The organism is Pectobacterium hainanensis, from assembly GCF_046237015.1.
Taxonomy (GTDB): domain Bacteria; phylum Pseudomonadota; class Gammaproteobacteria; order Enterobacterales; family Enterobacteriaceae; genus JBJYIN01.
Window position 1 is genome coordinate 77,313 of sequence record NZ_JBJYIN010000015.1, and the last position, 14,576, is coordinate 91,888.

15 protein-coding genes are annotated in these 14,576 nt (G+C 42.6%); 14 read left to right on the forward strand and 1 reads right to left on the reverse strand.

What is annotated here, in order from left to right; all coding sequences use genetic code 11:
- Window positions 1-167: 167 nt before the first annotated feature.
- The 11 genes from gcvT to ACKPVM_RS15360 all read left to right on the forward strand — a co-directional run bounded on the left by gcvT (window position 168) and on the right by ACKPVM_RS15360 (window position 11,954).
- A complete protein-coding gene (gcvT, locus tag ACKPVM_RS15310; protein ID WP_409310322.1) occupies window positions 168-1,286 on the forward strand; it encodes a glycine cleavage system aminomethyltransferase GcvT in 1,119 nt (372 codons plus the stop codon).
- A 29-nt stretch (window positions 1,287-1,315) separates the two neighbouring features.
- Window positions 1,316-1,708 (forward strand): glycine cleavage system protein GcvH, encoded by a 393-nt coding sequence (gene gcvH / locus ACKPVM_RS15315; RefSeq protein ID WP_409310323.1) that lies wholly within the window; start codon window positions 1,316-1,318, stop codon window positions 1,706-1,708.
- 93 nt (window positions 1,709-1,801) lie between these two features.
- Window positions 1,802-4,672 (forward strand): aminomethyl-transferring glycine dehydrogenase, encoded by a 2,871-nt coding sequence (gcvP, locus tag ACKPVM_RS15320; RefSeq protein WP_409310325.1) that lies wholly within the window; start codon window positions 1,802-1,804, stop codon window positions 4,670-4,672.
- A 31-nt stretch (window positions 4,673-4,703) separates the two neighbouring features.
- Window positions 4,704-5,147: a hypothetical protein gene (locus tag ACKPVM_RS15325; RefSeq protein ID WP_409310327.1), complete on the forward strand. Its 444-nt coding sequence runs from the start codon at window positions 4,704-4,706 to the stop codon at window positions 5,145-5,147.
- A gap of 359 nt (window positions 5,148-5,506) precedes the next feature.
- Window positions 5,507-6,445, forward strand: coding sequence for an IdsF (locus ACKPVM_RS15330; RefSeq protein WP_409310329.1), 939 nt, complete (start codon window positions 5,507-5,509; stop codon window positions 6,443-6,445).
- 121 nt (window positions 6,446-6,566) lie between these two features.
- Window positions 6,567-7,265, forward strand: a complete 699-nt coding sequence (locus ACKPVM_RS15335; RefSeq protein WP_409310406.1) for an ankyrin repeat domain-containing protein — start codon at window positions 6,567-6,569, stop codon at window positions 7,263-7,265.
- Window positions 7,266-7,330: 65 nt separating this feature from the next.
- Entirely contained in the window at window positions 7,331-8,029 is a 699-nt protein-coding gene (locus ACKPVM_RS15340; protein ID WP_409310408.1) for an ankyrin repeat domain-containing protein, read from the forward strand.
- A gap of 65 nt (window positions 8,030-8,094) precedes the next feature.
- Entirely contained in the window at window positions 8,095-8,793 is a 699-nt protein-coding gene (locus ACKPVM_RS15345) for an ankyrin repeat domain-containing protein (protein ID WP_409310410.1), read from the forward strand.
- A gap of 225 nt (window positions 8,794-9,018) precedes the next feature.
- Window positions 9,019-9,672 carry a hypothetical protein gene (locus tag ACKPVM_RS15350; RefSeq protein WP_409310331.1) on the forward strand — a complete coding sequence of 218 codons (654 nt, stop codon included), beginning with the start codon at window positions 9,019-9,021 and terminating at the stop codon, window positions 9,670-9,672.
- Window positions 9,673-10,023: 351 nt separating this feature from the next.
- Entirely contained in the window at window positions 10,024-10,752 is a 729-nt protein-coding gene (locus tag ACKPVM_RS15355) for a hypothetical protein (protein ID WP_409310333.1), read from the forward strand.
- A 548-nt stretch (window positions 10,753-11,300) separates the two neighbouring features.
- Window positions 11,301-11,954: an Imm43 family immunity protein gene (locus ACKPVM_RS15360; RefSeq protein ID WP_409310335.1), complete on the forward strand. Its 654-nt coding sequence runs from the start codon at window positions 11,301-11,303 to the stop codon at window positions 11,952-11,954.
- A gap of 73 nt (window positions 11,955-12,027) precedes the next feature.
- Here the strand turns inward: ACKPVM_RS15360 and ACKPVM_RS15365 are convergent, their stop codons facing one another.
- The gene (locus tag ACKPVM_RS15365) at window positions 12,028-12,204 is read right to left on the reverse strand and encodes a SymE family type I addiction module toxin (RefSeq protein ID WP_409310337.1); all 177 of its coding nucleotides are present in this window, start codon (window positions 12,202-12,204) and stop codon (window positions 12,028-12,030) included.
- Window positions 12,205-12,342: 138 nt separating this feature from the next.
- On the opposite strand from ACKPVM_RS15365, the gene ACKPVM_RS15370 reads away from it, so the two are divergent.
- From ACKPVM_RS15370 to ACKPVM_RS15380, 3 genes are all read left to right on the forward strand, one after another.
- Complete coding sequence (locus ACKPVM_RS15370) at window positions 12,343-12,675, forward strand: hypothetical protein (RefSeq protein ID WP_409310339.1); 333 nt, start codon at window positions 12,343-12,345, stop codon at window positions 12,673-12,675.
- A 192-nt stretch (window positions 12,676-12,867) separates the two neighbouring features.
- The gene (locus tag ACKPVM_RS15375; RefSeq protein WP_409310341.1) at window positions 12,868-13,218 is read left to right on the forward strand and encodes a hypothetical protein; all 351 of its coding nucleotides are present in this window, start codon (window positions 12,868-12,870) and stop codon (window positions 13,216-13,218) included.
- 281 nt (window positions 13,219-13,499) lie between these two features.
- Window positions 13,500-14,525, forward strand: a complete 1,026-nt coding sequence (locus ACKPVM_RS15380; protein WP_409310343.1) for a hypothetical protein — start codon at window positions 13,500-13,502, stop codon at window positions 14,523-14,525.
- Window positions 14,526-14,576: the final 51 nt, after the last annotated feature.

The following is a 14,576-nucleotide window of genomic DNA, read 5'->3' on the forward strand; positions in this document are numbered from 1 at the left end:
CTTATTTGCTGTCGTTTTTTTAGTAACGATTTCATCTGTTCTATATAGTTTAACTTATGTCTGTAAATGTGGTTTAACCCACGCTTCGATGCTAAGTTCAGTGGCAAGATATCGTTTGCGTAACGGGGATATCTCCCTGAATGCTGTATTTTGAATAGAGGGAAAAGATGGCAAAGCAGACTCCGTTGTATCAACAGCATCTGGCCGATGGTGCCAAAATGGTTGATTTTCACGGCTGGATGATGCCGCTGCACTACGGCTCCCAGTTGGATGAACACCACTCGGTACGTCGTGATGCGGGTATGTTCGATGTGTCACATATGACGATTGTCGATCTGCACGGCATCAGGACGCGTGAATTTCTCCGCTATCTGTTGGCAAACGATGTGGCCAAACTGACACTGCCGGGTAAGGCATTGTACTCGGGAATGTTGAACGCATCCGGTGGGGTGATCGACGATCTGATCGTCTATTTTCTGGCGGAAGACTCTTTTCGTCTGGTGGTGAATTCCGCCACGCGTGACAAAGATCTGGCCTGGATCGCTGAACACGCCAGTGCGTTTATGGTTGAGATTCATGAACGGGATGAATTGGCGTTGGTGGCCGTTCAAGGGCCGACGGCACCGGAGAAAGTTCGCTCTTTACTGAAATCGCAGTATGCGTTCAATGATACAGAGATGAAGCAAATTGCGGACATGAAGCCTTTTTTCGGTACACAACTGCACGACTTTTTTATTGCGACAACGGGTTATACGGGTGAAACCGGCTATGAAATTGCTTTGCCACAGGAACAGGTAGTGGGTTTCTGGCAGCAACTTTTGGCTGCGGGCGTCAGGCCTTGCGGGTTAGGCGCTCGTGACACGCTGCGTCTGGAGGCGGGGATGAACCTCTATGGACAAGATATGGACGAACGCGTATCGCCACTCGCTGCAAATATGGGATGGACCATCGCATGGCAACCCCAGGATCGACAGTTTATTGGCCGCGAAGCACTGGAAAAACAGCGTGAAGGCGGGGGGGAGCAACTCGTTGGGCTGGTGATGACCGAAAAAGGCGTATTGCGTAATGATTTACCTGTGCGCTTTACTGATAGTGATGGTGTGATGCAGGAAGGTGTTATTACCAGCGGATCGTTTTCACCAACGCTTGGCGTAAGTATTGCCTTAGCGCGAGTGCCTGCGGGGATTGGTGAACGGGCTATTGTCCAGATCCGTAATCGTGAACACGCTGTGCATGTCACCAAACCCGGTTTTGTCCGTGCCGGAAAACCCATTGTGCAGTATTAATTTATGAATCAAAGGAAAGGAGGATGGCGATGAGCGATGTACCAGCAGAACTAAAATATACCGCTTCGCATGAGTGGGTACAGTCTGAAGGCGAAGGTATTTATAGCATCGGGATTACCGATCATGCACAGGAACTTTTAGGCGATATGGTGTTTATCGATTTGCCAGAGGTTGGCACCATTGTCGCTGCCGGTGATGACTGCGCGGTGGCGGAATCTGTCAAAGCGGCTTCCGATATCTATGCACCAATCAGCGGTGAAATCATCGAAGTGAATGAAGAGCTGGAAAATGCGCCAGAGTTGGTGAACAGCGCACCTTATAGTGATGGTTGGCTGTTTCGTATTCGATCGTCCGATGAATCTGATTTGAACGAGCTGCTTGATGCCGAAGGCTATCAAGCCACGCTGGAAGAAGATGAATAATCGTCTTGCCCCGACCTCTGTTGAGCCGGGGCATTTTTTTGATCGCTATTCGGCCTGTCAGTGCAAGATAGGTTTACGCAGGAAATTTTTGTAATGACGCAGACTCTCAGACAACTTGAACATGACAATGCCTTCGTTGAACGCCATATCGGATCGTCAGCCAGCCAATTGCAGCACATGCTATCCGTTGTCGGGGCGAATTCATTGGACGCGTTAATCCGGCAGATTGTGCCCGCTGATATTCAGTTACCCAGTCCACCTGCCGTCGGTGAGGCCGTCACGGAGCATCAGGCGTTGGCTGAGTTGAAAGCCATTGCCGATCGTAACCAGCGCTATAAAAGTTACATTGGCATGGGATACAGCGCCGTGCTTATGCCGTCGGTGATCTTGCGTAATGTACTGGAAAATCCGGGCTGGTATACGGCGTATACACCATATCAGCCGGAGGTGTCACAAGGGCGTCTGGAGGCATTACTGAATTTTCAGCAAGTGACACAAGATTTAACCGGGTTGGACTTGGCTTCGGCTTCGCTGTTGGATGAAGCAACGGCTGCCGCAGAAGCCATGGCGATGGCAAAACGTATCAGCAAGTTGAAAACCGCACATCGTTTCTTTGTTGCAGACGATGTTCATCCGCAAACGCTGGACGTGGTGCGCACGCGTGCCGAGACGTTTGGTTTTGATGTGGTGGTAGGAAAAGCCGATGCTGCATTAAATGATGATGCTGTGTTCGGTGTATTACTACAGCAGGTGGGCACCACCGGTGAGCTGCATGATTACAGTAGTCTGATGACCGCGTTGAAGGATCGTAACGTGATCTGCTGCATGGCGGCCGATATCATGGCGCTGGTTGTGTTGATTGTGCCGGGAAAACAGGGGGCGGACATTGTTTTCGGTTCAGCCCAGCGCTTTGGTGTCCCTATGGGATACGGTGGTCCACACGCGGCGTTCTTTGCCTGTCGCGATGAATACAAACGTGCCATGCCGGGCCGTATTATTGGTGTATCACGGGATGCCTCTGGAAATACGGCGCTGCGTATGGCGATGCAGACACGCGAGCAGCATATCCGTCGTGAAAAAGCCAACTCCAATATTTGTACCTCACAGGTCCTACTGGCTAACATCGCCAGTCTGTACGCTGTTTTTCATGGGCCTGAAGGCTTGAAACGTATTGCCGGACGCATTCATCGTCTCACGTCGATTCTGGCATGTGGTCTACGTCAGCGTGGTATGACACTGCGACATCAGCGTTGGTTTGATACCTTGACCGTTGAGGTTGAGGATAAGCAGGCCGTGTTGAGTCGGGCATTGAGTTTTGGCGTTAACCTGAGAAACGATCTCGATGGTGCCGTTGGGATGACGCTGGATGAAACGACGACGCGCGATGACGTATTGGCGTTATTCGATATCCTGTTGGGGGACGCACACCAGTTGGATATTGATGTGCTGGACACGGTAATCAGCCAACAGCCGGACGTGATCCCGCTTAGTTTACAACGCCGCGATGCTATTCTTTCACATCCGGTTTTCAACCGATATCACAGTGAAACGGAGATGATGCGTTATTTGCATCGTCTGGAGCGTAAAGATCTGGCGCTTAATCAGGCGATGATCCCACTGGGATCTTGTACGATGAAGCTCAATGCGGCGGCGGAAATGCTGCCGATTACCTGGCCAGAATTTGCGGAACTGCATCCGTTTTGTCCACCCGATCAGGCTATTGGCTATCGACAGATGATCGAACAATTATCGGGTTGGCTGGTACAGCTTACCGGCTATGATGCGGTCTGTATGCAACCGAACTCGGGAGCGCAGGGGGAGTATGCGGGGTTGCTGGCGATTCGTCGCTATCACGAGAGTCGGAACGAGGCTGCGCGTGATATTTGCCTGATCCCTAGTTCCGCTCACGGCACCAATCCAGCCTCTGCACAGATGGCGGGCATGCGGGTGGTGGTGGTGACCTGTGACAAGCAAGGCAATATTGATTTGCACGATCTGCGTGAAAAAGCACAGGCCGCAGGCGAACAGCTTGCTTGCATTATGGTGACCTATCCATCGACTCATGGCGTTTATGAGGAAACCATTCGAGAGGTATGCCAGATTGTGCATCAGTATGGCGGTCAGGTTTATTTGGACGGGGCCAATATGAATGCGCAGGTGGGTATTACCACTCCGGGTTATATCGGTGCGGACGTTTCTCACCTTAATCTGCATAAAACGTTCTGTATCCCGCACGGGGGCGGGGGGCCGGGGATGGGGCCGATAGGGGTAAAGGCGCATTTGGCCCCGTTTGTTCCTGGTCATCAGGTGGTGAAAATGGAGGGTATCCTGACTGAAAAAGGCGCGGTATCGGCGGCACCATTTGGTAGCGCCTCTATTTTGCCCATTAGCTGGATGTACATTCGCATGATGGGGGCCGAAGGGCTGAAGCAGGCGAGTCAGATGGCGATCCTCAACGCGAACTATATTGCCACACGGTTACAGGCTGCATTTCCTGTGCTCTATACCGGACGAGAGGGACGCGTGGCGCATGAGTGTATCCTTGATATTCGGCCGCTCAAAGAAAGCAGCGGTATCACCGAGATGGACATCGCCAAACGTCTGATCGACTACGGTTTCCATGCGCCCACGATGTCATTTCCGGTGGCGGGAACGTTGATGGTTGAGCCGACGGAATCAGAAAGTCAGGTTGAGCTGGATCGCTTTATTGAAGCGATGCTATCGATTCGTGCTGAAATCGCTCGTGTGGTAAGCAGCGAATGGCCGCTGGATGACAATCCACTGGTGAATGCGCCTCATACACAAGCGGAATTAGTCGGCGAGTGGGCGCATCCTTATAGTCGAGAACTGGCGGTCTTCCCGGCTGGAAGCGAACATAAGTATTGGCCGAGCGTAAAACGTCTGGATGATGTTTACGGCGATCGTAATCTATTCTGTTCCTGTGTCCCGATTCACTGCGACTAAATCACATTGAGCAGGGAACTTCTGGTTCCCTGTGCCTTTCTCTGACACCCCTTACTTTTTTCTGTCCCCGAAAATAGTTTTCGACGAGCCTATCGATATCCCTATTAAACTCTATGAAAAAGGTGATGAAGTTAATTTCGTTTTCTGGAATGCTCCCTTATCGAAAGGTAGGATGTTTTTTATAGGTCAACTCGATTCACCCTCACCGAGTGTCTCGCTAAAAATAAAAGAAGAGAAAGGGTTTAATTTTGATTTTTATTTAAGTGATATATTTTCTGATGGCCTAATCAAAGATAAGAATGACTCTCCTGCTATTGAGATTGAACTCTATAAAATAAATCATGATTTAACAGAATCGTTGGTTTCAAAAAAGATCAAAACAAAACATGACTACATAGCCAACTGGAATGATACAACCATCGAACAAAAAATGAGTGACAAAAAGATGAACCGGCAGAAGTCGCACTCACGTTGATTTCGGGAGCGAATGTTCGAGTGGGCGTCCTGTTTTATATCGCAGAAGGCGTATTGGCGATTGGTAGAAAGGCAGTGGAAAAAGAGTGTTTGGGGCTACATACGGCTACAAAAGATACGCTGGATTTGGTATTTTACCACGAAGAAATCACGGTGAAGGTTTGTGTGAATTATACAGTGGGATGTCTTCGGACTCGGAAAAAATCTATACCCGTTATACTTCAAGTTGCATGTGCGTTGGCTGCGTTCAGTCACCCGAATCACTTACCTGAGTAAGCTCATCGGGATTCCTTCGCTTGCCGCCTTCCTGAAACTTGAATTATTTAGGGTATAATAATGATGAAAAGGAATAGGTAATTCATGAAAGTTTTGGAAAAATCATTTCGAAGTATTGGGTTAATGTTTTTTAATATGACCTTTTTCTTTCTTATGTTAGCGGTTTGTCCTGTTAAGGCAAGCGAAGTCGTTAGCGAAAAGTATCTATTTTCTTTTCAGTCACACAAAAGCTCTTGCCTTTTAAGAGTCAATGATCTCCCCGCGGCAGATACCGGACGAGCCAGAGAAGGAACGATGTCGACGGGATTTAACCTGACGGCATTTTTAGAAAATGGACAGAATGATATCGAATTATTAATGGCTCCACTGGATCATAAAAATCCCAAGACTCTGTTCCCAGATTCATCCTGTCAGTTAATCGTCACTAAAAATACAGAGACAATCAGTACAGAAATCGCGAAGTTCAAATTAAGCGTGAATGAAAATGGTAGGATTACGGCGAGCGACTCGGTCAATACGTCTAATAGCGCCACTGTATCTGAAGGCTATACCAAGGATGAAAAAGATTATGGATTCTATAAGGTCACGGGAACTGTGCATATCGCTGGCTTATCGAACTGGGCGTGGGTCAATGCTACCCCTGTTACGGAGAACGATCTGCCTAAGATCAAAATGGCCTATGCAGATATTTGGTCGATGATGAAGGCGCGCGATATTGAGGGCTTGAAAAAAGTCACACAGATCTCAAATGAAGAAATGGCTTTTGCAGAAGGTGCTACAACGGGAATGATGTTTATTTCTACCGATTTTCCACAGCATGTAATTGATAAAGAACTTACGCCTCTACCAATAGAATGGAATAAATATAAAATAATAAAATATCGTGATGGGCGGTTATTTCGTTTAGGTGTAGGTTTTTTCCAGAACTCGCCACTACGATTTGTAAATAGTGATGGAAAAATTGTTTTTGCTTACAGACCTTATTTTTCAATAATAGATGGTAAAGTGGTGCTGGTAAGGTAACGCGGAAAAGGAAGATAACCAATACATTCAGGGGAATATAATGCAATGGTTGGCACGCATAAAATGGTTGGGCGTCGTTATTCTGGGGTTGTTAACCGCCTGTCAGGCGGGAGGACACAGCATGCGGGCGAGTGAGCTTTTTGAGCCATCTGTAGTGGCGGTATTAGAGAGCATTCAAAAAGGTGATGAAGCGGTAGCACGTCATCAACTTTCGCAGGGTGTTAACCTGAATATTCAGGGAAAAGAAGGCATCACGCCGTTACTGTGGTTGATTTATGAAACGAAAAATAAAAAAGCCGTCACGTTGGCGCTTAAGCTAGGCGTCGATCCGAACTATAAAGACGGTTTCGGTGACAGTGCGGTCAATTCCGTGGCGGGCGCAAAAGATCCAGACTGGCTTCGTATTGTTTTGGATGTGGGAGGCGATCCAAATGCGATTGGGCGTCTTGGTCAGCCAGCAATATTTGGTGCTATTGGTGAGGAGCGTTGGGCCGATATCAAATTACTCGTAGAACGAGGCGCCGATTTAAATCTCGTTTCTGGTACCAAAGTCAACAGCGCCCACTATGCTGCTTATCTGAATAAATACGAGATTGTATATTGGCTGATAGAACAAGGTGCAGATATCAATATTTATGATGAGACGGGCAGTAATCTCGCTTTTACCGTTGAAGACAGCTTATCCATTATGTCTACTAAATCCCCTCATTACCCTTGGGCGTTGAAAGTGAAACAGCAACTGCTGGATCGCGGCGTTAAATTTCCACCATTGTTGCCTGCTGAAGTGAGAGAACGTTGGGAAAAGGGTGAACCTCTTTGAAATGGTGGTCTTGGCTTTTGGCTAGCCTGCCGTTATTAACTGCTTGTCAGGCGGGAGGACACAGTATGCGGGCGAGCGAGCTTTTTGAACCACCTGTGGTGGCGGTACTGGAAAGCATTCAAAAAGGTGACGAGTCAGCAGCCCGTCATCAACTGTCGCAGGGTGTTAACCTGAATATTCAGGGAAAAGAAGGCATGACGCCGTTGCTGTGGCTGATTTATGAGACGAAAAATAAAAAAGCCGTCACGCTGGCGCTTAAGCTAGGCGTCGATCCGAACTATAAAGACGGTTTCGGCGACAGTGCGGTCAATTCCGTGGCGGGTGCAAAAGATCCCGACTGGCTCCGCATTATTCTGGATGCAGGGGGCGACCCAAATGCGATTGGGCGACGTGGACAACCAGCAATATTTGGTGCCATTAATGAGCAACGTTGGGACGATATTAAGCTACTCGTTGAGAAGGGAGCCGATCTGAATTTAGAAGATCAAAATAAAAGAAATAGTGCGCTTTACGCCGCTTATGTGAATGAGTACGAAATTGTTTATTGGTTGATTGCGCAGGGTACAAATGTTGATACCTATTCTGCAACGGGCAGTAGTCTGGCGTGGCGGATACACGATAGTTTATCCATTATGTCCACTAAATCGCCTTATTACTCGTGGGTGCTGAAGGTAAAGCAGCAGTTGCTGGATCGTGGCATTAAATTTCCACCGTTATCGCCAACTGAAGTTCGTGAACGCTGGGAAAAAGGAGAATCTCTTTGAGGTGGCGGTATTGGCTAGTGGCTGGTCTGACACTATTAACCGCTTGTCAGGCAGGAGGACACAGTATGCGGGCGAGTGAGCTTTTTGAACCGCCTGTGGTGGCGGTACTGGAAAATATTCAAAAAGGTGACGAAACATCGGCGCGTCATCAACTGTTGCAGGGTGTTAACCTGAATATTCAGGGAAAAGAAGGCGTGACGCCGTTGCTGTGGCTGATTTATGAGACCAAGGATAAAAAAGCCGTCACGCTGGCGCTTAAGCTAGGTGTCGATCCGAACTATAAAGACGGTTTCGGCGACAGTGCGGTCAATTCCGTGGCGGGTGCAAAAGATCCCGACTGGCTCCGCATTATTCTGGATGCAGGGGGCGACCCAAATGCGATTGGGCGACGCGGACAACCGGCAATATTTGGTGCCATTAACGAAGAACGCTGGGCTGATATTAAATTACTCGTAGAGCGTGGCGCTGACGTCAATTTAACGGATGGGCAAAAAACAACGAGTGCTCACTATGCTGCTTATCTCAACCAGTATGAAATCGCCTATTGGCTGATTGAGCAGGGCGCTAATGTTAATACCTATTCGGCTACGGGAGCCAGCTTAGCCTGGAGTGTTGAGGACAGCTTATCCATTATGTCCCCAAAATCGCCTCATTATCCTTGGGCGCTGAAGGTCAAACAGCTGTTGTTGGATCGCGGCGTTAAATTCCCACCGCTGCCGCCTGCTGAAGTGAGATCGCGCTGGGAAAAGGGATTACCGTTGTAATAGATTGACCCGCTGGGGTTGGCGGGCCAAGAGGGTGAATTAAGCTTTTCTTGTACAAATAGCCAAGCCCGTAAATGGAATAACGAGATAGGCAGAGAGAAATATAGTGCCAGGGTTGTTCACCAAGAGCCTGCTAGCCCAGGAGTCAGGATAAATTTTGGATGGGGAACTTAAAAATGCTGATAAACATAGAAGTACGTTAGAACCACGGAGACATCATAGACCATGATATTGAAAAATATTTATCTTTTCCCTGAATTAGACGATTATGGAAGGGAAGTAACGTATCCTTTCAAGGAGCAAAGTAGGTCTATATGTAATTTTCTTGAAAGGAAAATAAAAGATTTAAAATATAATACCGAAGGATTTAGAACGGTTTGCTTTGTCGGCAAAAAACATCCATCTAAAGATGTTTTGGTTAATTCATCAAATGTACTTAATGTTGATGTTTATATTGATGAAGCTAGATATAAAAGTACAGAAATTGATTGTTTGAATGATTATTTTATTGAGGTTTTAAAGTCAGGATTGGATAAGTGTGGCGAGGTGTTGCCGGTTTCTGAAATAACGTCTTCTATTTGTGAATTTGAGCGTAGAGGGTATGTGAATGAATGGGTGCATAAAAGAAAGGTTTTTAAAAAACAGAATTTAATATGTTCTCTTGTTTGTAATCATTCCATTAGTGATTTTCAACTTTCATTAAAAGTTATGCGAGGGGGAGATATTTTGTTTGATAATGTAATATTAATTACTCCACCCGATGAACTGGCATATCATTATAAATTTAAGGATGTTGTTATGGAAGGAGAGGAAATAATAATAACAACAAAATTGCATGAAGAACCCGATAACGTTTTATTTAGATTGAAAGTAAGCTAGAAAATGGATTAGTCACCATGTTGGTTATAACTCTAAAACGAATGAAATGACTATACCCAAAATAATTCAAGTTTCAGGAAAAAAACGGCAAGGCGTTTTTGAACAGCGCTTGCGCTGACCCCAACGGGGCGAGGCTTATGGATGAGTCGAGTAACGAACGCAGCCAACGTACATGCAACTTGAAGTATGACGGGTATATGATAACTTGTCACACATGAATGTTATAGTTATCTGCATGTAGGTAGCGCTCACAAGTTTGAGGCTGATACTGGATTTAAATATGGATCTCAGGGGCTATAGGTGAGGCTGCGAAAAGAAACAAACGGGTAAAGGTAAAAAATAGGAGGCGATATGGCGAATGTTCATTTTTTTTCTGATCCAAATATAAGATTTAAGCATTCCCTTAGTGGACTATCAGAACAAAAAATTAATTCTCTAGAAATAATTGAATCCATTGTTAATGTAATCAGTCCGTTTTTTGAAAATAATGGATTCTCATTAAAGAAACAGCGTTTTTTTGAGTTTGATGCTGAGGGGGGTAATAAATATCAATATGAGATTCTTGTTTCAAAAAACAAAGAATATTTCTCACTTTCTTTAAGGTTGAATCTATTAAATGAAAGCCTAATGCATTCTGTAAATGGTGTTTTAGAGCGTGTTTTGAAAGATGAGAGATATAAATACCCTCCCAACTGGAGTGATAAGGACATAGAAGGATCTATAAAAACAAGATTAAGTAATAGCACAGTTGCTTCTCTAAGTGATTGGAGATGCTTCAAGGATGGTAATGAGTCTTTAGATGAATTTAGGAAAAGGTTTTCAATATGGATGTGTTTTTTTGATGAATTGGATGAAGTAGGTAATTGGCGTGAACAGGTGATTAAAAGTGCTAATTATTCTTTGGGTTGGTTCTCCGCCGTATCCAATGAAGACTGGATTGTAGAAAATACATTTTATCCATCATTGGTTATTTTAAAAATGAAAGGTGAAGATAAAATATCATCTAAATATAAAGATGTTCTTTTGAAATCTAGGGATAAGCAAGAGGTTGAGTTATTTTTTGAACACTTAATGTCTTAATTTTCAATTATAAATCCGGAAGCGATCTGACGATCCTTCCGGCTTTTTATTTTATGGTCAGAACTGCTGCTATAAATTAATCTTCGTCTCAATGATCCTCCTCCCACTTTCTACCATGGCGGTAACGGGCATCCTGGTGATAACACCGGACTTTTCGAGCAGCGGCCCTTAAGGTTGATGGCGGAGGATAGATTGGAGATAAGTTATCTGTTCATCATGTTATTCCTATTGAGGTTTAGGAAAAAGAATCGTGAGTTTTAGGCAAGAAAAGAATGAGTGATAAAAATTAATTCATATTTTAATGGAATAAATATTCATGAATATAAAATCGTAATGGATGTTGATTTAGGAAAAGATATAAGTATATTTCGTAGTAGTAATCATAATGATTATATCAGACGATGTTCGTTGAGAATTTAAAAATATTAAATTTATGTATGGTTGTAAATAGTTATATACAAAAGATGCTGTAAGAAGACTTTAAATTGATATAAAATGAATTGTGATGTGGTGATATTACCACAAACTAAATGTGGGAGGATGGATTAATGTACTATGTTTTAATGAATGATTACCATTCTTCTTTAATTCCGCGGTATCTTCACGCATTGGTTGATACTGAAAAGCAGGTTAGTGATAAATGGGAGTATGAAGGTTCAAAGTATTCATTCCCAAATTACATCTTGGATGATTCTTGTCCTGATAATTTGTTTTTATTATGTCGTAGAAATATCGGTGCATTGAAGTTTAATTATTACAATCATGGCATGGGGCATATAATGTCTGATGCTTTTTTTGAAAAGATTAATGGTGTTGATACAAGTCATTTTGTGACTAAGAATATAACTGCTGTTTCTATTAAAGATGGCGCTACGTTGCGCAGTGATTTAAAATATGTTTATTTTATAGGTGATAATGAACTTATAGATACATCTAGCTCTACATTGGAAGAGGATCGACGTGGGAATTTGGTTCCATATGATTTGAAATTTAATGAGAGTGTGAGTAAGTACGATATTTTTTCAATTAGTAAGACATTGCTTCATCACTTTTTATTTGTGTCTGAATCATCTATTGATGTTTTTTCAAAAATAAAAGGTGTGAAAGTTGTTCCAGTAGATAAAGCACTTGATCATTATTGTATTGACTATAGATATGATCTATCTGGTAATAAAAAAATAACTAAAAGAAAATTACCTTGATGAATAGATAAATAATGGCTGGAAGCGATCACAAAGATCCTTCCAGCTTTTTTATTTTTTGCGATCTATATTATTATGCCAGCATATTCCCTAAATCTGCCCGAATTGTTAACCTATCGAGTAGTACGTCAATACTTAACGGTTGACCAAGTAACCCGCTCAGAGTGAGCCAGTTGCCTGCCAGTGTCAGTTTACCGTTGTCACTTACCCAGTCTGTGCCTTCTGCCTCATTACCGTCCCGTTCAATCATAATGTCGGCGAGAGAAGAGCATTGGAGCAGTAACGGCAGTGGTACGCTACGTCACAAACGGAACCTGACGGGCTGTTGCTGCGTTAGGCGAGGCTATTTGGCTACGACAGTGAACAAAACCTGTGTGAGGTGTCGTAGATGGCGCATAGCCTGGATAATTCGCTGAAAGTGCAGAATGCGGTGGACCGGGTAAGTTTACCGGACGGTGCGCGGTGGCGGTCTTGTTACTATGCGTTTGGTCGCCGAATTCAGAAGATGTGCAAGGGACAACTCTCCTCAGCGCAGGCGGTAGCGTGGGTGGTACATCGGTGGGATGGAGACCAGTTTATCGGTCAGCAGCAGTACCGTGTAGACGATTTGGCGGCGTGTGAAGCGCAGCAAGGAAGGGAAACTCCCCGAGTTCCATGTATATTGATCCAAAAACAGAAAAAGTTGTTCAAAATGCAATATATGATGACAATGGCAATGTAATTGGACATGTGGATTTAAAAAAATCATGGGATAGAATCTGGTCATTATCACCTGTTCTCTGAGCCTAATAATCCAGCATCTGGACATGGTCCCTGGTAAACCACGTTATCCTCATTCAGATATACCTTCAGTATGGGATGCTCTTCTCCCGGGAATTGAATCTCGCACACCTATAGGAAAGTGAGATATTTTATGATCATAGATATGCTAGATGAAATAATGAATGGGTATGATGGGCTTATTAAAAAAATTAACTTTACTTCTTTTGACAGTGTAATTGTTGAAGTATCGGTTATAAGGAAGTCCGATAATGAATGGGTTAATGTAAAATTTGAATTGAAAGGGTTGGTTGAATTTACTGTTAAGCAAAAAATCAAATGTAGCAATACAGTAATGAGTAACGGTATATCTTATCAATGTATAGATGAGATTCATTATATTGATTTTTCTCCATATTCTGATGCTATGGAAGATATTAGTGATTACCGTATGTCAGATGTATATTTTGTTGCAAAAGAAATTGAATGTAGTATTACATCTTGAATCTGATATATAAGATGGATGAGGTTTTAATTATTAAGTTATTGGTTTCCTAATATCAGCTCTAAAGGTGTTGTAGGTGAAAAATCCGCTAAAATATAAAAGTGTTAAGAGAGGCTGGCATTCAGGATATTAGTACTGTGCATTACAAAGAAACAGAGTTAAAAAACGGTGTTTTTTCTAATCGAATTAACCCAAAACAAAGAATATTGGTCGTAATGTGATTGATAAATTTAACCATTCAATTAAATCATTTAATATTGAGATAAATGGAGAGGTGGGGAATGGAAAGCGTGCGGGAGGACAGTTGCATAAATATTATTGATGTGTTTTTTTATAAGCTTGAAAACTTTATCAATCCAAGATGTTACAGAAAAGATTTTTTACCTTATTATTATAAGGAGGATGAAAGAGATCTCTATTTGATTTCTGTTAGAAAAGAAAATGGTAGATTGCATCCTTTGACAAGATGGTATGATCTTTTCCCAAAAGGGAAAGTAGATAAGATAATACGGGGCATAGGCTTTAGTGAAAACGATTGTTATGCTATAAAAATAATGCTTTCCAGATTTGGTTATTTATTACAAATAGATAACAGACAACGGATGAATAAAGATATTCATGTCCTTTTTTATGTTTTTAAGTTAACGTTTCTAAAATTAAATAAAAGTGATGAGAGAGATGTAAATTATTTTTTCAAATTCTTATGCTTTGAGCTCGGCATTGATGATGATGTGTACAATAGATTTTATGTTTATAATAACAAATTATTTCTGAAGTCGGAAAAACTAGGTGATATTAATCTTTATGAATATATAATCGAATTTTACGATAAAGTTGAAGATATTAATGATAAGGAAGCCATTATAAATATTAAATCATTCCAACTTTCTGTCATTGATTTTTTATTCTCAGAAAAATATAAAATCCCTCTCCCCCCGATTAATGATGTTAACAAAGAACTTATTAATCCTGAGTTTTTTTTGTTAAGTTACAACAAATCAAAGAAAATAATATTTGATTCTTTAATAGACTGCTTTAATAAGTATCAGTCAAATGGAAACTTATTTATATCAAATTTTATATTAATGAATTATTCTTATTATGTTTTAAAAAACAATAATAAAAAAATAATGTCACTTAAAAAATATGTTGGTGATGATGCGATTTTCTCTTCAATCATATCATCTATAGCGTTCAGGGGGATTATGGTTAATGAAGAGAGTTTCATAAAAATAGGCCTTGCTGAATATTTGAATTTACCTGATAGAGAAGAAACTATTCTATATAATCTTATATACACCGTGTGATTATTTAAAATATATAGTGTGGTTCACTATATATTAATAGCGAAGACGGTT